Below are 21,375 nucleotides of genomic sequence, written 5' to 3'. Positions count from 1 at the left end.
CCGCTAGTGGGCCGCCTGGTCCCACGACCGGCCGAAGCCGACCGACACCTCGAGCGGGACGTCGAGCTCGAACGCCGCGCCCATCTCGCGGCGCACGAGCTCCGTGACCGTCTCCTTCTCCTCCGTCGCCACCTCGAGCACGAGCTCGTCGTGGACCTGCAGCAGCATCCGCGAGCGCAGGCCCTCGTCGCGCAGCGCCTGGTGCACCCCCAGCATCGCGACCTTGATGATGTCGGCGGCGCTGCCCTGGATCGGGGCGTTGAGCGCCATCCGCTCGGCCATCTCGCGGCGCTGGCGGTTGTCGCTGGTGAGGTCGGCGAGGTAGCGGCGGCGGCCCAGGATCGAGCTGGTGTAGCCGTCCTTGCGGGCCTGGCCCACGACCTGCTGGAGGTAGTCGCGCACGCCGCCGAAGCGCGTGAAGTACTCCTCCATCAGCTCCTTGGCCTCGTCGGTGGAGATCCGGAGCTGGGCGGAGAGCCCGTAGGCCGACAGCCCGTAGGCCAGGCCGTAGTTCATCGCCTTGATCTTGGCGCGCTGCGCCGGCGAGACCTCGTCCTCGGCCACGCCGAACACCCGCGCGGCGGTGGCGGAGTGGAAGTCGTAGCCCGACTGGAACGCCTCGATGAGCGCCTCGTCGCGCGAGAGGTGCGCCATGATGCGCATCTCGATCTGGGAGTAGTCGACGGTCATCAGCTCGCCGAACGCGCCGTCGGCGGAGTCGGACCCGACGACGAACGTGTCGCGGATGCGGCGGCCCTCGGCGGTGCGCACCGGGATGTTCTGCAGGTTGGGCTCGGTGGACGAGAGCCGGCCGGTGCGCGCGATGGTCTGGTTGAACGTGGTGTGGATGCGGCCGTCGTCGCTGCACGACTCGAGCAGGCCCTTCACCGTCACCCGCAGCCGCGTGGCGTCGCGGTGCTCGAGCAGGTGCTCGAGGAACGGGTGGGGGTTGGACTCGTTCAGCGTCTGCAGGGAGTCGGCGTCGGTGGTGTAGCCGGTCTTGGTGCGCTTGGTCTTCGGCATCTCCAGCTCGTCGAACAGCACGACCTGCAGCTGCTTCGGCGACCCGAGGTTGATCTCCTTACCGATGACGTCGTACGCGGACTGCGCCGCGGCCTGCACCCGCGCCCCGAACTGCGACTCGAGGTCGTGCAGCGCGCTGACGTCCACCGCGATGCCCGCGGCCTCCAGGTCGGCGAGCACCGCGAGCAGCGGCAGCTCGAGCTCGGTGAGCAGCGCCGTGCCGCCCAGCTCGGCCAGGTCGGTGTCGAGCTTGTCGGCCAGGTCGAACACCGCGCGGGCCCGCAGCATCTCGGCCTGCGCGAGCGCCGCGTCGGCCTCCTCCTCGCCGCCGTCGAGGGTGAGCTGGTCGCCGGCGTCTCCGGTCTCCTCCACGCGCAGCTCGCGGCGCAGGTAGCGCAGCGCGAGGTCGGCCAGGTCGAAGCTGCGCTCGCCCGGGCGGGCGAGGTAGGCCGCGAGCGCGGTGTCGCTGGTGACGCCCTCGAGCCGCCAGCCCCGCGCGCGCACGGCGTGGCTCGGGCCCTTGATCTCGTGCCCCGCCTTGGGCACCGCGGGGTCGGCGAGCCACGCGGACAGCGCCGCCTCGTCGTTCTCGTCCAGCGCACGGACGTCGACGTAGGCGCCCTCGCCGTCGGCGGCGGCGAGCGCCACGCCCTCGAGGTCGCCCGTGCCGTGCGCCCACTGCCCCCGGAACGCGAGGCCGACGCGGCGGCCGTCGCGGGCGTGGTCGGTGAGCCAGTCGCCCACCGCCCCGGGCTCCAGCGCGGCGCCCCGGACCTCGAAGCCCTCCTCGGCCTCGGGCTCGGCCGCGGTGAGCGTGGAGAACAGCCGCTCGCGCAGCACGCGGAACTCGAGCTGGTCGAACAGCTGGTGCACCGCGTCGCGGTCCCACTGGCGGACCACGAGGTCGTGCGGGCCGGCGCCGATGCCGTCGACGTCGCGGACGAGCTCGGTGAGCTGGCGGTTGAGCACCACCGACGACAGGTGCTCGCGCAGGGCGTCACCGGCCTTGCCCCGCACCTCGTCGACGCGGTCGACCAGCGCGTCGAGCGACCCGTACTCGCGGATCCACTTCTGCGCCGTCTTCTCCCCCACCCCGGGGACGCTGGGCAGGTTGTCGCTCGGGTCGCCGCGCAGCGCCGCGAAGTCCGGGTACTGCTCCGGGGTGAGCGTGTAGCGCTCCATGACCTGCTCGGGCGTGTAGCGCACGAGGTCGGACACGCCCTTGCGCGGGTAGAGCACGGTGACGTCCGGGCTGACCAGCTGGAACGCGTCGCGGTCGCCCGTACAGATCGACACCGTCATGCCCTCGGCCACGGCCTGCGTGGTGAGCGTGGCGATGAGGTCGTCGGCCTCGTAGCCCTCGACGGCGAGCACCGGGATGGCCAGCGCGGCGAGGATGTCCTTGATGAGGTCGATCTGGCCGCGGAACTCGTCGGGCGTGGAGCTGCGGTTGGCCTTGTAGGCCGCGAACGTCTCGGCGCGGAACGTCTGCCGCGAGACGTCGAACGCCACCGCCACGTGCGTCGGCTCCTCGTCGCGCAGCAGGTTGATGAGCATCGAGGTGAAGCCGTAGACCGCGTTGGTGGTCTGCCCCGTGGTGGTGTTGAAGTTCTCCGTCGGCAGCGCGAAGAACGCCCGGTAGGCCAGCGAGTGCCCGTCGAGCAGCAGCAACCGGCCCCGCCCGCCCGCCGGGGCGTCCGGGACGGCCTCGGGCTCGGTCGTCTCGGGAGGGGTCGTCTCGGAAGGGGTCGCCGTGCCGGTCGGAGCCACGCCGCGAGTCTAGGGGCGACCCCCGACACACCCGGGGCGCCCGGGGAGCCGGGGCCCGACGCCCGCCCTACCCTGCGGGCATGACCAGCTCCGAGGCGCGCCCCGCCCGTGAGTCCGCCCCCGAGTCCGCCGCGGTGCCCGACATCGACGTGCAGTACCCCGACGAGCAGCTCGCGGCCCGCATGGGCATCGAGATCACGTCGTGGGAGGCGGACCGCGTCGTCGGCACCATGCCGGTGACGGGCAACCGCCAGCCGTTCGGGCTGCTGCACGGCGGCGCCAACGGCGTCCTCGCCGAGACCCTCGGCTCCACCGCCGCGGCCCTGCACGGCTGGCCCGAGCGCCTGCCGGTCGGCCTCGAGCTCTCGTGCACCCACCACCGGTCGGCGCTCGACGGCGTCGTCACCGGCGTCTGCACCCCGCTGTCGGTGGGCCGCACGATCGGGACGTTCGAGATCGTCATCACCGACGACGCCGGCCGCCGCGTGTGCACGGCGAAGCTCACCTGCGTCTACCGCTCCCGCCCGCCGGGCTCGGGGAGCTGAACCGGGCGGCCGTCGCCCCTGGTCAGGGCCCCGGGGCCGCGATGGGATGGGCCCGTGGTCCCCTCGTCCCGTGCTGCGCCGCGACCGGTGGTCGGTCGCGACGCCGAGCGCGCGGCCGTACGTCGCTGCGTCGACGCGCTGCGTGAGGGGACCGGCGCGACGCTGCTGGTCACCGGCGAGGCGGGCGTCGGGAAGACCCGCCTGCTGCGCGAGGTGGTCGACGCGGCCGACGGTCTCCCGGTGCTCACCGGCCGCGCGGTTCCCGGCGGCGGCGCGTACCGCCCCCTCGCCGAGGCCCTCGCCCCGCCCCTGCGCGCGGGCGGCGTGCCCACGACCGCGCGCCTGCGCCCCTTCCGCGCCGCGCTCGCGAGCCTCGTCCCCGGCGCGACGGGGGACCACGGCGGCGTCCCCCCGGCCGGCCCCGTCGCGGACCCCGCCGTCGTGCTCGGCGAGGGACTGCTCGCGCTGCTCGCCGAGCTGTACCCGGACCGCGGCGTCGTGCTCGTGCTCGACGACCTGCACTGGGCCGACGCCGACACCGTCGACCTGCTGGGCTACCTCGCCGGCACCGTCGCCGGGGCCCCGCTGCTGCTGGCGCTCTCGGCCCGCGACGACGAGGTCGGCGGCGCGGACGTCGTCGCGCTCGCCGCCCACCCGGACGTCAGCGTGCTGGCCCTCGACCGGCTCGGCGCCGACGGCGTGGCGCGCCTGGCGGCGGCGCGCGGCGAGGCGTACTCCGGGTCGCTGGACGAGCTGGTCCGGCGGTCCGAGGGCCTGCCGTTCCTCGTCGAGGAGCTGCTCGGCGCCGGCCCCGACACCGTGCCCCCGAGCTGGGCGAACCTCGTCGCCCGGCGCCTCGCCGCCCTGCCCGGCGACGCGCGGACGGTGCTCGACGCGGCGGCCGTCGCCCCCGGCGACCCCGACCACCGGCTGCTCGCCACGGGCACGGGTCTCGACGAGGCGACTGTGCTCGCCGGCCTGCGCGCGGCCGTCCCCGCGGGCCTGCTGACCGCGGCCGACGGGCGCCTGACCTGGCGGCACGCCCTGACCCGCGACGCCGTGCTCGCCGCGCTCCTCCCGCCCGACCGGGCCGCCGTGGCCGGCCGGCTCGCGGTGGCCCTCGAGGCCCGCGACGCCCCCGGCGACCGGGAGCGCGCCGCGGCCCGCCACGCCGAGGCCGGGGACCACGACCGCGCCACCGCGCTCCTGCTCGACCTCGCCGGCCGCGACGCCGACCGCGGCGCGCTGGGCCACGCCGAGGAGCTGCTGGCGCGGGCCACGGCGCTGGGGGCCGCACCCGGCCGGGTGGCCGCCGAACGGGTCCGCATGCTCGCGTTGCGCGGCCGGGCCGCCGAGGCCCTCGCGGTGGGCGACGCGGCGCTGGAGTCCGGCACGGTCACCGGCGACGAGCACGCGGAGCTCTGCCTGCGCCTCGCCCGGGCCGCGGTGCTCGGCGGGCGCTTCGCCGACGCCGAGGACCGGGTCACGCGGGCCGGGCGTCCCGGCGACCCCCGCTCGCTCGTCATCGCCGCCGACGCCGCCTTCGGTGCCGGCGAGACGGCCACGGCCTCGGCCCGCGCCCGGGCGGCCGTGCGCGCCGCGGACGACGCCCTCGCCGCCGCTCCGACCCCCGGGACGGCCGCGACCCTGTGCGAGGCGCTGCTCGTCCTGGGCCGCTGCGCCATGGTCGACGACGAGCTCGACGGTGCCGCCCTCGGACAGCGCGCCGCGCGGGTCGCCGCCGAGCACGGCCTGACCCCGTGGCGGGTGGAGGCCCTGTTCGCCCTGGGCGCGGCCCAGCTGTCGGGCGGCGACGCCCGCGCGACCGACCTCGCCCGCGCCCGCGACCTCGCCGAACGCCACGGGATGCTCGGCCGGGCCGCCCAGGCCGACCTCCTGCGCGCCGACGCGGCGCTGCACCTCGACGGTCCCCGGGCGTCGCTGGCGATCCTGCTCCCCGCCTGCGCGCAGCTCGGACGGCTCCGCCTGACCGGGCTGCAGGGCATGGCCGAGCTGTTCGCGGCGGCGTCGAGCGCCCTCGCCGGCGACCGCGACGCGGCCGCGGCGCTCCGGACCGCCGCCGCGAGCCGCGCCGACGTCCCCACCGAGGTCGCCGTGCTCGGCCCGATCGTGCCCGCGCTGGCCGCCCTGCTCGCCCACGACCTGCCCCGCGCCGCCGCGCTCCTCGACGAGGCCGTGCCCGCCGCCCTCGCCCACCGCAGTGCGGCGCCCATCGCGTTCTACGGGCTGTGGCCGCTGCTGCGCACCGTGGTCGGCGACCGCGACGTCGAGGCGCGCGACCTCCTGCGCGGCCACCACGTCCTCGTGGCCGTCAACAACACGGCGTCCCTGACCTACGCCGACGCGGTCGCCGCCGGCCGGGAGGGCCGCGCCGCCGAGGCGACCGCGCTCGCCGCCGCGGCCGCCGCGCTCCTCGACGGCGAGCCGTGGTGGCACCGCCTCGTGCGCACGCTCGTCCTGCACGCCGCCGTGCGCGACGGCTGGGGCGACCCGGTGCCCGCGCTGCGCGCCGACCTCGCCGTCCACGCCCGGGGCGACGACGCCGGCGCCCGCGCCCTGGCCCGCACCTGCCGCGACCTGCTGCGCGCCGCTGGCGCGCCCACCCGCACGTCGCGGACCGCCGACCCGGTGCCGCCGGACCTGCGCCGCGTCGGGGTGACCGCCCGCGAGGCGGAGGTGCTGGCCCTGGTCGTCGAGCACCTCCCCAACGCCGACATCGCCGCGCGCCTGCACCTCTCCCCCCGCACCGTCGAGTCCCACGTCGCGAACCTGCTCGCGAAGACCGGGACCACCGACCGCGCGGGACTACGGAGCTGGGCGTCCCCACCCTGAATCCGTGGTCGGCACGGATCCGTGCCGAGCCGCGCGCCGCGACGCTCGACGCCATGAGCAACCACACCGCACCGCAGATCCTCGTCGTCGGCGCCGGCCCCGCGGGCCTCGCCACCGCCCTGTCCGCCGCGCACCACGGCGCACGGGTGCTCGTCGTCGAACGGCACCGCACCACCTCGATCCATCCGCGGGCCTCGGGGCTGAGCACCCGCACCATGGAGGTCTTCCGGGCCTGGGGCGTCATCGACGCCGTCCGGGCGGCGAGCTCGAAGGTCATCGCCCGGGCGGCGCACGGCGTCACCCTCACCGACCCCGAGCTCGCCGAGAGCTCGCTCGGCCTCCCGCTGCCCCGCGAGGCGCTCGCCGTCAGCCCGGCCTTCCCGGCCTGCTGCCCGCAGGACCACCTCGAGCCGATCCTGCTCGACGCGGTGCGCCGGGCCGGGGTCGACGTCCGGTTCGCCACCGAGCTCACCGACCTGGTCGTCGAGGACGACGGCGCCTGGGCGCGCCTGACCGACCGGGACACCGGCCGCGCCACGACGGTGCGGAGCCGGTTCGTCGTCGGCGCCGACGGCCCGCGCAGCCGGGTGCGCTCGGCGGTGGGCATCACCACCGAGCACCTCGGCGGCATCGGCCGCCACGTCCAGATGCTGTTCCGGGCCGACCTGGCAGCCGTGATCGGCGACGTCGCCCACGGGCTCTACGCGCTGTCGCACCCGGAGGCCGGCGGGCTGATCATCGCGTTCGGGCGGAACCGCTGGGGCTTCGCCCGTCCGTGCCCCACCGACGCCGACATCCCCGCCGACGACGCGACGTGGACCGCCCTCCTGCGCTCGGCCACTGGCGTGCCGGACCTGGCGCCCGAGCTCCTCGGGACCGCCGTCTTCGACCTCTCCGCCGAGCTCGCGAGCGCCTCCCGGGCGGGCGCGGCGTTCCTGGTGGGCGACGCGGCGCACCGGATGACGCCGGTCGGCGCCGTCGGCCTCAACACCGCGGTGCAGGACGGGCACGAGCTGGGCTGGAAGCTGGCGTGGGCCGCGCAGGGCCGCGCCGGGGAGGCGCTGCTCGCGAGCTACGCCGTCGAGCGCGGGCCCGTCGGGGAGCGCAACGCCCGCCGCTCCGTCGCGCCCGGCGTGCCCCACCCCGCCGACGGCGTGATCGGCGACCTCGGCACGCGCTACACCTCGCCGACGATCGCGGGCGGGGTCGCCGAGCTCGTCGCGCCGCACGAGCTGGCCGCCGCACCCGGCGAGCGCGCCCCGCACGTGTGGGTCGCCGTCGACGGCCGCCGGTGCTCGACGCTCGACCTGTGGGACGGGCGCCTGACCCTCGTCACCACCGCGGACTCCTGGCGGCACGCCGCCGCGGGGGTGGGCGTCGCGGCGCCGGAGATCGCCGACCCCGCGGGTCGCCTGGCGCGCGCCTACCGGCTGGACGCCGGCGGGGCGGTGCTCGTGCGCCCCGACGGCATCGTGGCCTGGCGGTGCGACGTCGCCGTCGGTGACCCGGTGCGGGTGCTGGGCGCCGTCGTCGACGGGGCCCTCGGGCTGGCCGACGCCGACGCGAACGGGGAGTTCGTGCGCACAGAAGCAGCGAACAGCCCGTTCGCTGCGTCCGGTGTCTAGCTGACCCCGAGGTAGGCGTCCTGGACGGTCGGGTCGGCGAGCAGCTCAGCGCCGGTGCCGGAGCGGGTGACCTCGCCGGTCTCGAGGACGTAGGCCTCGTGCGCCAGCCCCAGGGCCTGGGTCGCGTTCTGCTCGACGAGCAGCACGGTGGTGCCCTGCGCGTTGATGTCCCGGATGACCCGGAAGATCTGCGCGATGAACTGCGGCGCCAGCCCCATGGAGGGCTCGTCGAGCAGCAGGAGGCGCGGCTTGGCCATCAGCGCGCGGCCGATCGCGAGCATCTGCTGCTCGCCGCCCGACAGGGTGCCGCCGACCTGGCTGCGGCGCTCGGCCAGGCGCGGGAAGAGCTCGTAGACCCGCTCGAGCTCGGCCGCGAACTCCGGGCTGCGCCGGTCCTTGCGGACGTAGGCGCCCATGTCGATGTTCTCGGCCACCGTCATGCCCGGGAAGATGCCGCGACCCTCGGGCACCTGGCTGATGCCCCGGACCACGCGCAGGTCGGCGCGCACGGCGGTGAGGTCGTCACCGTCGAAGCGCATGGACCCCGACTGCAGCCCGAGGATTCCCGAGATCGCGCGCATCGTCGTGGTCTTGCCCGCGCCGTTGGCCCCGATGAGGGCGACGATCTGGCCCTCCTCGACGCGCAGCGTGACCCCGCGCAGTGCCTGGATGCGCCCGTAGGCGACGTGGACGTCGTCGAGCTCGAGCATGCTCATGCGTCCCGCTCCCCCTCGTCGGCGGCGGGCGCGGCGTCGACGGTCCCGCCCAGGTAGGCCGCGACCACCGCCGGGTCGCGCCGGACCTCGTCGGGCACGCCGTCGGCGATCTTGCGCCCGAAGTCGAGCACGACGAGGCGGTCGGTCACGCCGAGGACGACCCGCATGTCGTGCTCGACGATCACCACGGTGTACCCGTCGTCGCGGATCTTGAGGATGAGCTCGGAGAGCGCGTCCTTCTCGGTGGCCGAGAACCCGGCGGCGGGCTCGTCGAGGCAGAGCAGCTTCGGCTCGGTCGCGAGTGCGCGGGCGATCTCCAGCCGGCGCTGGTAGCCGTAGGGCAGGGCGGTGGCCTTGTCGGCGGCGCGGTCGGCGATCCCGACGAACTCGAGCAGCGCCATCGCCCGGTCGACGGCCTCGCGCTCCTCGCGGCGGTGCCGCGGCAGCCGCAGCAGCGCCCCCGGCACCGAGGTGCGGTGCCGCGCGTCGGTGCCGACGACCACGTTCTCCAGCGCCGTCATCGCGCCGAAGAGCCGGATGTTCTGGAACGTCCGCGCCACGCCGGCCTGGATGATCTTGTACCGCTTCATCCGCGCCAGCGACGCCCCCTCCAGGCGGATGTCGCCCGAGGTCGGCCGGTAGACGCCGGTCATGATGTTGAAGCACGTCGTCTTGCCGGCGCCGTTGGGGCCGATCAGGCCGAGGATCTCGCCGCGCCGGACGTCGAAGGTGACGTCGTCGAGCGCGGTCAGCCCGCCGAAGCGGACCGTCAGCCCGTCGACGGCGAGCAGGGTCTCGCCGCGGGCGACGCCGATCTCGCGCTCGGGCGCGACCGTCGCCGAGACCGCCGCGTCGTGCGCGGCGCGCTCGGTGGCGTCCATGTTCTCGACGGCCTGGAGCAGACCCTCCTCCGTGGGCGGCGTCTCGACCGTCGCCGGGCCCGGCGTCGCCCCGTCACGCGCCACCCGGGTCGAGCTCCGCTCTGCTCCGTCTCCCGAGCTCATTCCCCACCTCCCCGCGGGGACGTCCCCGCGTGGTCGTCCGGCGTGACCTCGGGCATGTCCCCGGTCGCCTTCGACGACGCCGAGAGCCCGCTCGGCGCCACGGCGGCCCCGGCGCCGAACAGCTTCTGGTACGCCTGCCGGCCGTACGTCAGCAGGTGCTGGCGCATGCCCAGGATGCCCTGCGGCCGGAAGATCATCAGGATGATGAGCGCGAGGCCGAAGACCAGGAACCGGTACGTCGGCTCGAACTGGAAGCGGTCGGGGATGTAGGAGACGAGGAACGCGCCGACGATCACCCCGACCTTGTTGCCCTGCCCGCCCAGCACGACCGCCGCGAGGTAGAGGATCGACGTCGTGATGTCGAAGCGCTGGTTGTTGACGTAGCCCACCTGGGCGGCGAACAGCGTCCCCGACAGCCCACCGACCGCGGCGCCGATGGCGAACGCCCAGATCTTGAACTTGTAGGTCGGCACGCCCGTGAGCTCGGCGGCGTCCTCGTCCTCGCGCACGGCGATCCACGCCCGCCCGACCCGGGAGCGCTCGAGGTTCCCCATGAACAGCAGGACGATGACGATGATGCAGACCGCGAGCCAGTAGAACCCGAGCGCGTCGGTCTGCGCGAAGATCGGCTGGCCGTCCGCGTAGGTACCGCCCGGCCGCGCGATGTCCTGGAAGCCGCGGTTGCCGCGCAGCGGGTCGACGTTGTCGGCGAGCAGCCGGACGAGCTCGCCGAAGCCCAGCGTGACGATCGCCAGGTAGTCGCCGCGCAGCCGCAGCGTCGGTGTGCCCAGGATGACGCCCGAGATCATCGTGACCACCATCGCGATGGGCACGATGATCAGCCAGGGGTAGCGCACGCCCAGCTCGGAGTCGGGGCTCGAGAGCAGCGCCGCGGTGTAGGCCCCGATGGCGAAGAAGCCGACGTAGCCGAGGTCCAGCAGCCCGGCCTGCCCGATGACGACGTTGAGCCCGATGGCGATGAGCGCGAAGACCGCGGCGTTGAACAGGGCGATCGGGAAGTCGGTGTACGGCTCGGTGGTGATGATCGGCGGGTTGAGCACCGGCAGCGCGAGCAGGAACACGACGATCGGGGACGTGTAGAGCCACTGCTGCGGCCGGCTCTGCGCGTTCCACCAGTGGGAGACGGTGGCCATGCGTTCCCTCATGCGCGGGACCTCGCCAGCGACTCGCCGAGGATGCCGGTCGGGCGGAACATCAGCACGAGCACGAGCAGCACGAACGCGACGACGTCGCGCCAGTCGCCGCCGAACAGGCTCTGCCCGTAGTTCTCCGCCACCCCGAGGATCAGGCCGCCCAGCAGGGCGCCGCGCAGGTTGCCGATGCCGCCGAGCACCGCCGCGGTGAACGCCTTGATGCCGAGCAGGAAGCCGCCGTTGTAGACCGCGCCCTGCGGGATCGTCATGAGGTAGAAGAGCGCCGCGGCGCCGGCGAGCACCCCGCCGACGAGGAACGTGATCATGATGACCCGCTCGCGGTTGACACCCATCAGCGTCGCCGTGGCGGGGTCCTGCGCCACCGCGCGGATGCCGCGGCCCAGCCGGCTGCGGTTCACGAACTGGTCGGCGATCACGAACATCGCGATCGACGCGAGGAAGATGACGAGCTGCAGGTTCGTCACCGGCGCGCCGAAGATCGAGAAGGTCGGCGAGGGCGGCAGCAGGCGGATCGTCCCCTCGGGGTTCGAGCCCCGCCAGATGCGGATGACCTGCTGGATGACGAACGACGCGCCGATCGCGGTGATGAGGAACGCGAGGCGCGGGGCGTTGCGCCGTCGCAGCGGCCGGTAGGCGACGCGTTCGAGGCCCACCGCGGCGAGCCCGGCGACGGCCATCGCGACGAGGCCCGCCAGGACGAGGTCGAGGATGATCGCGGCGAGCGGCAGGTTCGGCAGCGCGCCGGGCTCGAACCCGAGCGCGAGGAACGTCAGGTACACCCCGAAGACCCCGATCACGAAGATCTCGGAGTGCGCGAAGTTGATCAGCTGGAGCACGCCGTAGACCAGCGTGTACCCCAGCGCCACGAGCGCGTAGATGCTGCCGTAGGCCAGGCCGCTGATGGTGTTCGCCCAGAACCGGTCGGCGAGCAGGCCGACGTCGAAGTTGATCCAGGGCTCGGCGTGCACGACCAGGGGCGCTGCGTGCGCGGCCAGATCGAGGACAGAGGAGATGACGCGCTCCCCGGGGGCGTCGGGCGCCCGCCGTCGGCGGGCACAGGAGGCTGCTTGGGTCGTCGGGTGACGGGTCGGGAGTGTGGCACCACGGGTCGTGACACCCGACGGCCGCGCCCCCGCGCACTCTGGCGCGGGGACGCGGCCGGGGGTTCAGCGCTCCGGGCTGGTCAGCCGATCTGGGTGTCGGTGACGATCTGGTTGCCCTGCACCCGGTACATCCAGACCGGGGTGTTCGTCAGCTCGCCGGTCGGGCTCCACTGGAACCGCTTGGTGAGGCCCTGACCGTTGTAGTTGCGGACGTGGTTGAGCAGGCCAGGCCGGTCGGCGATGCCCTGGTCGAGACCGCGCAGCAGGATCGTCGTGGCGTCGTAGGACTCCGCCGAGTACGTCTGCGGACCGACGCCGAAGGCCTGGCGGTACGCGTTCGAGAAGTCGGCGAAGCCCTCCTGCGGCACGCACGGGCAGGACAGCAGCGAGCCGTCGGCCGCACCGGCCGCGTTGACCACGTACTGCGGGTCCTTGACACCGTCGGGCCCGATGAACGTGGTCTGCACGCCGGCGTCGCGCAGCTGCTGGACCAGCGGCGCGGCCTCCTGGTAGTAGCCCGCGTAGAAGATCGCCTGCGGCGCCGCCTGCTGCACCTGGCCGACGATCGCCGAGAACTCGCGCTGGTTGGTCTTCACGTCGACCTGGCAGCGCGCGACCTGCGGACCGAGCTCCTGGTTGACCGTGCCGGCCAGCCCGATGCCGTAGTCCGAGTCGTCCTTGATGACGCAGACGTTCTGGGCGTTGAGCCGCTCCTTGATGTAGCGGCCGATGGCCGGGCCCTGCACGGCGTCGTTGCCGAGGCCGCGGAAGAAGTTGGTCCAGCCGTTCTGGGTCAGCGCGGGGTTCGTGGCCGACGGGGTGATGTTCACCAGGCCGGCCGCGTTGAGGGCCGGGCCGACGGCGCGGGACTCGCCGGAGAACGGCAGGCCCACGAGGCCGAGCACCGCCGGGTTGTTGATCAGCGCGGTGGTCGGGCCGACCGCGGTGTCCGGGGTGCCGCCCGTGTCCGCGCGGACCAGCGTCACCTGGCAGTTCGGGTTGGCCGCGTTGTGCTGGTCCACCGCGAGCTGCGCCGCGTTGACGATCGCGATCCCGAGCGCGGCGTTCTGCCCCGCGATCGTGCCCGCGTAGCCGATGGACGTGCCGGGCGCGCAGCGCCCCTGCCCGTTGCCGGCCGGCAGCACCGCGTCGGTGGGCTGGCTGGGGGCACCGGCCTGCGGGCCGCCGCCCTGCTGCTCGCCTCCCCCCTGGTTGGCGCAGCCGCTGAGCACCAGGGCCACCGCCGCCACGAGCGCGCCCGCTGCTGCGAGCCGTCGTCGGATCACGTCTCAACCTCCGTCACGTGCCGTCATGTCCACGACGGGTCTGCATGATCTCGCTCGCCCGGTCGGGTGTGGAAGGTATAGGCGTGTCCGGTCTCGCGCGCAAGCGCGTGCGTGGTCGTATCCGGACCGTGACGCCCGGCCGGTCGGAGATCCGCTGGAGATCCGGCGTGGTGGGGTCCCCGGAGATCAATCCGCGGGGCCCACGACGGCCCACTGACGGCCCTGCACGCGGTAGACCGTGACCGCGTCGGTGCTGACGTCGCCGAAGCGGTCGAACGACACCGGCCCCGTGATGCCGTCGCCGTGGAAGCCCTGCACCGAGCGGACCATCGCGGGCCGCAGCGCCGGGGTCCACTCGGCTTCCTCGCCGAGGGTCCGCACGGCGGAGTCCACGAGGACGTTCGCCGCGTCGAAGGTGGACGCACCGTACGAGCCGAAGCTCTCGGGGTAGCCGGCGCGGCGGTAGGCCTCGACGAAGTCGCGGGCCGCGGGCTGCGTCTCCGGCGGCGGCCCGATGGACGTGCCGAGGTCGCCCTCGCGACCACCCGCGGTGACGTAACCGGGGTTGACCACACCGTCACCGCCCATGACCGGCACGGAGACCCCGCCCGCGGCGAGCGCGGCGGACAGCGGTCCGCCCTCGGGGTACTCGCCGCCGTAGAAGACCGCGTCCGGCCGGGCGGCGGACACCCGGGACACGACGTCCCGGGCCGGGGTGCCGGGCGGCGCGGTGACCCGCACGACGACCTGGCCGCCCTCGGTGGCGAGCTGCTTGGCGAACTCCTCGGCGATGCCCTCGCCGTAGGTCTTGCCGTCGGAGACCACGGCGACGCGCCGCTTCCCCTCGGCCCGCGCCAGGTACGTGGCCGCCGCGGGGCCCTGCACGGCGTCGGTGGCCACCGTGCGGAAGAACGTCTGGTACTGCCGCAGGGGCGCGGTGACGGGGTTGGCGCCGCGCGTCAGCGTCGTGGCGGTGCTACCCGGCGAGATCTGCACGACGCCGGCCTCGCCCAGCACCGGCTGCACCGCCTGGGCCACCGACGAGTTGAACGGCCCGAGCACCCCGACCAGCGACGGGTCGCGGGCCAGCGTCGCGGCCGCGGCGGCGCCCGTCGCCGGGTCCGCGCGGTCGTCCTGGCTCTGCACGGCCAGGTGGTAGCCGGGCACCGCGCACCGCGCGTTGGCCTGGTTGACGGCGAGGTCGGCCGAGTTCTTCATGCCCAGGCCCACCGAGGCCAGCTCCCCCGAGAGCGGCGCCACGAGGCCGACGACGAGCGTGCCGCGGCTGGTGTCGCAGTCGCCCCCGTCGCCGGACGACCCGCCCGCTCCCCCGCACCCGGCGAGGACCAGCGCCAGCAGCGCGGCCACCACGGCGATCGCGGTGACCGCCCCGACCCGACGACGCCGTCGCACTCGCCTCGACCCCCTCGCCGTGTCCGACCCTCGTTCGTGGCGGGGACCTACGGTAGGTCACCGCCGCGGGGCGTCGGACCCGGGGACGGTCACGGTGCGTGAGCTTCAGCCGAAGGTCTCGACGACGGCGTCGGCCACGGCGCGCATCGTGGTGCGGCGGTCCATCGCGGTGCGCTGGATCCAGCGGAACGCGTCGGGCTCCGACATCTTCTTCTTGGCCATCAGCAGGCCCTTGGCCCGCTCGACGGCCTTGCGGGTCTCGAGCCGGTCGGTGAGACCGGCGACCTCCGCCTCGAGGGCGGCGACCTCCGCGTAGCGCGACGCCGCCAGCTCGATGGCCGGCACGACGTCGGTCTTGGAGAACGGCTTGACCAGGTAGGCCATGGCGCCGGCGTCGCGCGCGGCCTCGACGAGCTCGCGCTGGCTGAACGCCGTGAGCATGACGACCGGGGCCAGGCGCTCCCCCGCGATGGTGCGGGCGGCCTCGAGGCCGTCGGTGCCCGGCATCTTGATGTCCATCATGATCAGGCCGGGGCGCAGCTCGCGGGCCAGCCGGATGGCCTCCTCGCCGTCGCCGGCCTCGCCGACGACGTCGTAGCCCTCCTCGCGGAGCATCTCGACGAGGTCGAGCCGGATGAGCGCCTCGTCCTCGGCGACCACGACCCGCAGGCCGGCGACCGGCACCGCCTCGGGAGTGGTCTGGCCCTCGGTGTCACTGATGATGTCGGCCGACTGGCTCATGGGCCCGCTCCTCGTGTCCGCGCGTCGTCGCGCCGCCCCCGCATGGCGCCACGCTGCGTCGACCCGGGACGGCCGTCCGGCCCTCCGGTCCCGGCAGGGCCGGGACGACCGGTTCGGGCAGGCCGTTTCGATTCAGGAACATACCGGCACGGGACCCTGGAGCCGACCGTGACGCTGCTCGCTCGGGGTTCACGGCCCCGGCGGGTCGAGGTCGATGCGGATCGTCAGCGGCGTGGTCGCGAGGGCACGGCCGAGTGCGGCGTCGGCGCGGGACGGCAGGGTCCGCGAGCGGGCCCGGGTGTCGTCGTCGGACAGGGGCGTCGCGGTGCCGGTGCGCCAGGTCCGGCCGACCCGGACCCGCACCCTCGGCTCCCGCGCGACGTTGCGGACGAAGTCGGCCTGGTGCCCGTGGGCCGCGACGAGCCAGAACACGTCGCCGGCGAGCCCGTTGCCGACCGGCGTGTGGCGGGGCCGCCCGCTGCGACGCCCGGTGGTCTCGAGGAGCGCGAACGCCGGCGGCGCGAGGTCGTGGCGCAGCGCCCACCGCAGGGCGCCGGTGCCGACGCGGAGGAACACCCGGAGGAAGCGGTACTTCCGGGTCCTCGCCGGCCCCTCGGTGGTCACGCACCCGATGCTGGGCGCCGGGAGGCGGGCGTGTCCACGGCGGCCGGGCCGCATGGTGCCCCCGGTGGGACTCGAACCCACACTGGACGGAGTTTGAGACCGCGGCCTCTGCCTGATTGGGCTACGGGGGCTGGCGATGGCGAAGCGGGGTCGAGCGTAGCCCGTGGAGCAGCCGGCTTCCGCGAGGGCTTGCACGCCACCGACGGGACGCTCGGGTGTCAGGGGGCGGTGGGAGCGTCCCGAATGTGCACCCCGAGACGACGGTCCACTCGGCGCTGGCCCTCACGTGCGCGGGGCTGAGTCCGACCGAGATCGGCCGCCGCCTCGGCGTGCCCAAGAGCACCGTCCAGTACTGGTGTCGAGGTGGCCGCTCGCCCTCGCGTCGCCGATCACCTCCGCCGACCTGTCCCCGGTGCCACGGGCTGTCGCTCGACGACGTCCAGTACGCGTACCTGCTCGGTTGCTACCTCGGGGACGGGCACATCAACATCCCGAGGCGATCGGTCGCGGCCCTGGCCGTCTCCTGCGCCGACGACTGGCCCGGCGTCCGCAGAGAGGTCGCCGAGGCGATGGGCGCCGTGATGCCCTCCGCCGAGGTCCACCTGGTCACGAGGACCGGCTGCCACGCCGTCACGAGCTACACGAACCACTGGCTGTGTCTGTTCCCCCAGCACGGCCCGGGGAAGAAGCACACGCGGGCCATCGCCCTGGCGCCGTGGCAGGCCGCGATCGTCGTGGACCACCCGGGCCGGTTCCTGCGCGGGCTGTTCCACTCCGACGGGTGCCGCGTCGCCAACTGGGCGACGAAGCGCACGGAGTCCGGGGTACGGCGCTACGAGTATCCGCGCTACCACTTCTCCAACAGGTCGGAGGACATCCTCGGGCTCTGCACGCAGGCCCTGGATCTGATGGACATCCCCTGGCGGCGCTCCCGCCGCGACATGCTGTCCGTCTCGAAGCGCGCCGGCGTCGCGGCGCTCGACCTCGTCGTCGGGCCGAAGTACTGACCCCGACGGGCGGGGACGTCACGCCACGGACGACAGCCCGGCCCCGACCTCGCTCACGACGGCGTGGTCGCGGTTGCGCGCCATCACGTGGCCGAGCCCGACCAGTCCCGCGACGGGCAGGGGGATCACCTCGAACGCGGCGAGGACGCCGACCGTGATGAGGAAGGCGAGGCTGCCGGTCAGCGGCCAGCCCACCGGACCGATGTAGGGGATCTCGACGTGCCAGCCCGGGAGCGCGGCCGGCTCGGTCTCGCTGTCCATGAATCCTCCGTGGGGTGGGTGCGCCGTCACCCTGGCCCCTGACCGCAGCGCGGCCCTCGTCCGCGGCGGGTGAACCTCGTCCGCTCCCGGATCTCCACAACCACGGGGAGCAACGGCGCCCGCCGTCCGGCGCAGGCGGGCCACACCCCTCGTGAGCTGCATTGACGTCGTGTGCCGGGACGGACGACCATCCCATCCTGCGGAAGGGGCGGGCGTTCCGCCGCCGGATCAGGGGGGTGCGGCATCCGCCTCCCACGAACCGGACCTCCCGCGGTGGATGACGACGCCCCGACGCCCCGCGCGGGACGGACACTCGCCCTGCTCCTCGTCCTCATGGTCATCGACTTCGCCGATCGCCAGGTGCTGGTCGGCGCCTTCCCCCAGCTCCGGCGCGAGTGGGGGCTCAGCGACACCGAGCTCGGCGCGCTGGTCTCGGTGCTCACCCTCACCGTGGCCCTCGCGGCGATGCCCGTCGCGGCGTGGGTCGACCGCCGGAGCCGGGTCCGGGCGATCGCGCTGATGGGCGTGGTGTGGAGCGTGGCCGCCGCGGCCTCCGGGTGGGTGCAGGGCTACGGGCAGCTCCTCGCGACGCGCGTCGGTGTGGGCGCCGGGGAGGCCGGCTACGGCGCGGCCGGCGCCGCGCTGCTCGCCACGGCCTTCCCCGCGCGCCGCCGTGCGACCGTCCTCGGGGCGCTGTACGCCGCGGGCCCCCTGGGCGCCGTGATCGGCACGGCGCTGGGCGGGGCGGTCGCGGCGACGTGGGGGTGGCGGTGGGCGGTCGGCGTCCTCGCCGTGCCGGGGCTGATCGTCGCGCTGGCGGTGCTCCGCCTCCCCGACTACCCGACCGTGCGCCCACCACGGGCCCGGAGCCGGCCGGCCGCCGTCGCCCTGTTGCGGACGCGCTCCGCGGCGGGCGCTGTCGTCGGCGCCGTGCTCCTGCTCGTCGTCGCGTCCGCGCTCTACACCTGGCTGCCGAGCCACCTCGGCGAGGCCTACGGGCTCGGCGGGGCCGCGGCCGGGGGCCTCGCCGCCGGGGTGCTGCTCGCCGGGGTGGCCGGCACCGTCGCCGGGGCGGTGGCGGCCGACCGCCTCGCCCGCCGCGACCCGCGCTACCGGCTCCTCGTCCCCGCCGTCACGGCGTCGGCGACGGCCGTGCTGCTCGGCCTCGGCTTCGGCGTCGCGCCGCCCGGGGGCCTGCAGCTCGCGCTCCTGCTGGTCGGCGCGGCGACGACCACCGCCGCGGTCGGCCCGGTGGCCGCTGTGGTGGTCGACGTCGTCCACCGCGGTCAGCGGGCGTCGGCGGCCGCCGTGCTCGTCGTGGCCCAGAACCTGCTCGGCCTGACGATCGGTCCCGTGCTGACCGGCGCCCTCGCCGACCGGATCGGGCTGCCCGCCGCGCTCGCGGCCGTGTCGCTGCTCGGGCTGGTCGCGGCGGCCGCCCTGTGGTCCGGGGCGCGCTCGTACCCCCGGGACCGCGCCGCGGCCGCCGCCGCCCCGGACGACGGGGCCCCGGACGACGACGCCCGGCCCGCGGACCCCGTCCTGCGGGACGGGTGACGTGCCCGTGCACCGTCACCAGGTCGACGACCTCGCCGCGCCGCGCGACCGCCGCGCGCGGGGCCCGGTTCCTGCGGCGCCGACCCCCGACGTCCCGGCGAAGTTCGCCGTGCCCGTCGCGACCCACGTCGTCGCCCGGCCGCGGCTGCACGCCCGGCTCGACGCGGGCGTCGCGGACGGGGTCGTACTGATCGCGGCCGGGCCCGGCTGGGGCAAGTCGCTGCTGGTCGGATCGTGGGTGGCGGCCGGTGCCGGGGGCCGCGGCGTCGCCTGGGTGAGCCTTGACGCCGGGGACGACGACGCGCGCGCCTTCTGGCGGACCGTGGCGACCGCGCTCGCGCAGGTCGCCGGCGACCGGGTCGCGCGGGCCCTGGCCCGCCTCCCGTCGGGGGCCGGCGAGCTGCCCGGGGACCTCGTGCGGGCGCTCGACGGCACCGACCCGCTCGTCGTCGTCCTCGACAACCTCCACGAGGTGGCCGATCCCGAGGTGCACGCCGGGCTGCAGCGGCTCGTGGAGCACCCGCCGCCGGGTCTCGCCCTCGTCATCACGACGCGGCGGGATCCCGCCTGGGCGCTGCCCCGCCTGCGCCTCGCCGGGCTCGTCACGGAGATCCGGGCCGCGGACCTGGCCTTCGACCGTGACGAGGCGGCCGCCCTGTTCGACCACCTGGGCGTGGACCTCGGCACCGGGCAGCTCGACGAGATGGTGCGGCGCACCGAGGGCTGGGCCGCCGGGCTGCGCCTCGGCGCGCTGCACCTGCGCGGGGCCCCGGACGTCGACGCCGCGGTCGGCGCCTTCTCCGGCGACGACCACGACGTCTCGGGCTACCTGCTCGACGAGATCCTCGACCACCAGCCCCCGGGGCTGGTGACCTTCCTCGAACGGGTCGCCGTGGTCGACCTCGTGTGCGCCGACCTCGCGGACGCCCTCGTCGGCGGCCATGACGGCGCCGCAGTGCTCGCCGACCTCGCCGCCTCCCACCTCTTCGTCCAGGCCCTCGGTCCGGGTCGCTGGTACCGGCTGCACCGGCTGGTGCTCGACCTCCTGCGGGCCCGCCCGCTCCCCCGCCGCGAGCGCCGTGACCTGCACCGGCGCGCGTCGACCTGGTTCGCCGCGCACGGCACGGCGCTCGAGGCCGTGCGCGCCGCCGTGCGCGGCGAGCTCTGGCCGCTGGCGTCGGAGCTGGTGAGCCGGCACCTCCTCGCCCTCGCCCTCGGGGGGTCGGGGCGTGAGCTGGAGCGCGTCCTGGCCGAGGTGCCCCGCCACGTGCTGCTCGCGCAACCGGAGCTGGCCACCGCGCTCGCCGGGGCGCGCATCTCCCGGGCCCACGGGGTCGAGGTCGCCCGGCTCGTCGAGGCCGCCCGCACGAGCTGGGGTGGGCTCTCCGCGCGGCGGATCGACCGCCTGCGCCTGTTCCACGCCCTGATCCTCGGCGGCCTGGCCCGCATGGACGGGGACCCCGCCGCCTCCCGGGACGCGCTCAGGGCGGTCGAGCTCGACGCGGCAGCGCTGGCGGCGCTGGACGTCGCCGACGTCGACGTCGTCCTCGACGTCGTGCGCAGCAACCTCGGCACCGCCGCGTTCTGGATCGGCGACCTGGAGGAAGCCGAGACCCACCTCCGCGAGGTGGCCGACCTGCGAGGGGCACGGGCTCTCCCGCCCCTCAACGCCGCCGCCCACCTTGCCCTGATCGCCGTCGGGCGCGGTGAGCTGGACGCCGCCGAGCAGGTCGCGACCGCGGTCGTGGACGCCGCCGAGGCCGCGGGGTGGACGCTGGCGATCCAGGTCGCGCCGGCCTACCTGGCGCTGGCCCGCGTGGTCTTCGACCGCGGGGACACCGACGGGGCCGACACGTGGTGGCGGCGCCTGGCCGAGGTGGAGGAGCAGGGCCCGGAGCGGCCCCTGCAGCTCGCCGGGGCGCTGCTGCGGGCGCTGCGCCACGACGCCGCGGGCGACGCCGGACGCGGCCTCGCCGAGCTCCGGTCCACCCGGGCGCGCCTGGGCGGGTGGGCGCCGCCCCGGCCGCTGCGCGAGCAGGCCGCGCTCACCGAGGCAGCGCTGCTCGCCCGGGTCGGCGAGCTCCCCGCCGCGCGGCTCCTCCTCGGGCGCGAGGGCCCTCCGGAGACCGACGCCGGCCGGCTCCTGCTCGCGCGCCTCCACCGGCGGCTCGAGGACCCCGAGGCGGCCCGGGACGTCCTCGCCGGCGTCCGCGGGGACGCGGTGCGCACCCGTGTCGACGCCGGGGTCGTCGGCGCGCTGCTCGCGGACGAGGCCGGCGACGAGGACCGGGCGGCGGACCTCCTCGAGGACGCCCTGGTCGCCGCCGCCCCGCACGGCCTGCGCCGCCCGTTCCTCGCCGAGCCGGACCTCGCCCCGCTGCTGGCGCGGCGCCTCGAACGCGGCACCGCCGCCGGCGGGTTCGCCCTGGAGCTCCTCGGCCGGCCGACCCCGACGCGCGACACCGCGGGCGTCGTCGACCCCCTGACCGAGCGCGAACGCCTCGCCCTGCGCTACCTGGCGAGCTCGCTGGCGAACACCGAGATCGCCGCCGCGCTCTACGTCTCGGTCAACACCGTGAAGACCCACCAGCGCGCGGTGTACCGCAAGCTCGGCGCCGACGGGCGCCGCGACGCGGTGCGCCGCGCCCGGGAGCTCGGCCTGCTCTGAGGGG

The 21,375-nt window shown here is 75.5% G+C and carries 16 protein-coding genes and 1 tRNA gene; 6 read left to right on the top strand and 11 right to left on the bottom strand.

Annotated elements, in window-relative coordinates:
- Positions 1–3: 3 nt before the first annotated feature.
- On the bottom strand, positions 4–2,793 hold the full coding sequence (gene polA / locus ACQPX6_RS13675) for a DNA polymerase I (RefSeq protein ID WP_433787860.1): 2,790 nt from the start codon (positions 2,791–2,793) through the stop codon (positions 4–6).
- Positions 2,794–2,873: 80 nt separating this feature from the next.
- Between polA and ACQPX6_RS13670 the strand changes: the two genes are divergently transcribed.
- The 3 genes from ACQPX6_RS13670 to ACQPX6_RS13660 all read left to right on the top strand — a co-directional run bounded on the left by ACQPX6_RS13670 (position 2,874) and on the right by ACQPX6_RS13660 (position 7,816).
- On the top strand, positions 2,874–3,338 hold the full coding sequence (locus ACQPX6_RS13670; protein ID WP_433787859.1) for a PaaI family thioesterase: 465 nt from the start codon (positions 2,874–2,876) through the stop codon (positions 3,336–3,338).
- An 87-nt stretch (positions 3,339–3,425) separates the two neighbouring features.
- On the top strand, positions 3,426–6,191 hold the full coding sequence (locus tag ACQPX6_RS13665) for a helix-turn-helix transcriptional regulator (RefSeq protein WP_433787858.1): 2,766 nt from the start codon (positions 3,426–3,428) through the stop codon (positions 6,189–6,191).
- A gap of 53 nt (positions 6,192–6,244) precedes the next feature.
- Positions 6,245–7,816, top strand: coding sequence for an FAD-dependent monooxygenase (locus tag ACQPX6_RS13660; RefSeq protein ID WP_433787857.1), 1,572 nt, complete (start codon positions 6,245–6,247; stop codon positions 7,814–7,816).
- On the opposite strand, the gene ACQPX6_RS13655 is transcribed toward ACQPX6_RS13660, so the two are convergent.
- The 9 genes from ACQPX6_RS13655 to ACQPX6_RS13615 all read right to left on the bottom strand — a co-directional run bounded on the left by ACQPX6_RS13655 (position 7,813) and on the right by ACQPX6_RS13615 (position 16,009).
- Positions 7,813–8,532, bottom strand: a complete 720-nt coding sequence (locus ACQPX6_RS13655) for an ABC transporter ATP-binding protein (RefSeq protein WP_433787856.1) — start codon at positions 8,530–8,532, stop codon at positions 7,813–7,815. The genes ACQPX6_RS13660 and ACQPX6_RS13655 overlap by 4 nt on opposite strands.
- A complete protein-coding gene (locus ACQPX6_RS13650) occupies positions 8,529–9,413 on the bottom strand; it encodes an ABC transporter ATP-binding protein (protein ID WP_433788261.1) in 885 nt (294 codons plus the stop codon). Before ACQPX6_RS13650 ends, ACQPX6_RS13655 begins: the two co-directional genes overlap by 4 nt.
- A gap of 119 nt (positions 9,414–9,532) precedes the next feature.
- Entirely contained in the window at positions 9,533–10,702 is a 1,170-nt protein-coding gene (locus ACQPX6_RS13645) for a branched-chain amino acid ABC transporter permease (protein WP_433787855.1), read from the bottom strand.
- A complete protein-coding gene (locus tag ACQPX6_RS13640) occupies positions 10,699–11,685 on the bottom strand; it encodes a branched-chain amino acid ABC transporter permease (protein ID WP_433788260.1) in 987 nt (328 codons plus the stop codon). The genes ACQPX6_RS13645 and ACQPX6_RS13640 overlap by 4 nt, the downstream gene beginning before the upstream one ends.
- A gap of 209 nt (positions 11,686–11,894) precedes the next feature.
- Positions 11,895–13,100, bottom strand: coding sequence for a branched-chain amino acid ABC transporter substrate-binding protein (locus ACQPX6_RS13635; protein WP_433787854.1), 1,206 nt, complete (start codon positions 13,098–13,100; stop codon positions 11,895–11,897).
- 186 nt (positions 13,101–13,286) lie between these two features.
- Positions 13,287–14,513 (bottom strand): branched-chain amino acid ABC transporter substrate-binding protein, encoded by a 1,227-nt coding sequence (locus tag ACQPX6_RS13630; protein ID WP_433787853.1) that lies wholly within the window; start codon positions 14,511–14,513, stop codon positions 13,287–13,289.
- 105 nt (positions 14,514–14,618) lie between these two features.
- On the bottom strand, positions 14,619–15,254 hold the full coding sequence (locus tag ACQPX6_RS13625; RefSeq protein WP_433787852.1) for an ANTAR domain-containing response regulator: 636 nt from the start codon (positions 15,252–15,254) through the stop codon (positions 14,619–14,621).
- Between the two features lie 189 nt (positions 15,255–15,443).
- Positions 15,444–15,878, bottom strand: coding sequence for a nitroreductase/quinone reductase family protein (locus ACQPX6_RS13620; RefSeq protein ID WP_433787851.1), 435 nt, complete (start codon positions 15,876–15,878; stop codon positions 15,444–15,446).
- A gap of 53 nt (positions 15,879–15,931) precedes the next feature.
- Positions 15,932–16,009, bottom strand: a tRNA-Leu gene (locus tag ACQPX6_RS13615).
- Between the two features lie 114 nt (positions 16,010–16,123).
- Between ACQPX6_RS13615 and ACQPX6_RS13610 the strand changes: the two genes are divergently transcribed.
- Complete coding sequence (locus ACQPX6_RS13610) at positions 16,124–16,885, top strand: helix-turn-helix domain-containing protein (protein ID WP_433787850.1); 762 nt, start codon at positions 16,124–16,126, stop codon at positions 16,883–16,885.
- An 18-nt stretch (positions 16,886–16,903) separates the two neighbouring features.
- Here the strand turns inward: ACQPX6_RS13610 and ACQPX6_RS13605 are convergent, their stop codons facing one another.
- Positions 16,904–17,146: a hypothetical protein gene (locus ACQPX6_RS13605; RefSeq protein WP_433787849.1), complete on the bottom strand. Its 243-nt coding sequence runs from the start codon at positions 17,144–17,146 to the stop codon at positions 16,904–16,906.
- 273 nt (positions 17,147–17,419) lie between these two features.
- Here ACQPX6_RS13605 and ACQPX6_RS13600 point away from each other — a divergent pair, with 273 nt between their 5' ends.
- A complete protein-coding gene (locus tag ACQPX6_RS13600) occupies positions 17,420–18,703 on the top strand; it encodes an MFS transporter (protein WP_433787848.1) in 1,284 nt (427 codons plus the stop codon).
- A gap of 1 nt (position 18,704) precedes the next feature.
- Entirely contained in the window at positions 18,705–21,371 is a 2,667-nt protein-coding gene (locus ACQPX6_RS13595) for a LuxR C-terminal-related transcriptional regulator (protein ID WP_433787847.1), read from the top strand.
- Positions 21,372–21,375: the final 4 nt, after the last annotated feature.

The organism is Actinomycetospora sp. CA-101289, from assembly GCF_050955895.1.
GTDB lineage: Bacteria > Actinomycetota > Actinomycetes > Mycobacteriales > Pseudonocardiaceae > Actinomycetospora.
The sequence above is the reverse complement of the archived record's forward strand: the minus strand, read 5'-3'. Positions and strand labels throughout refer to the sequence as shown.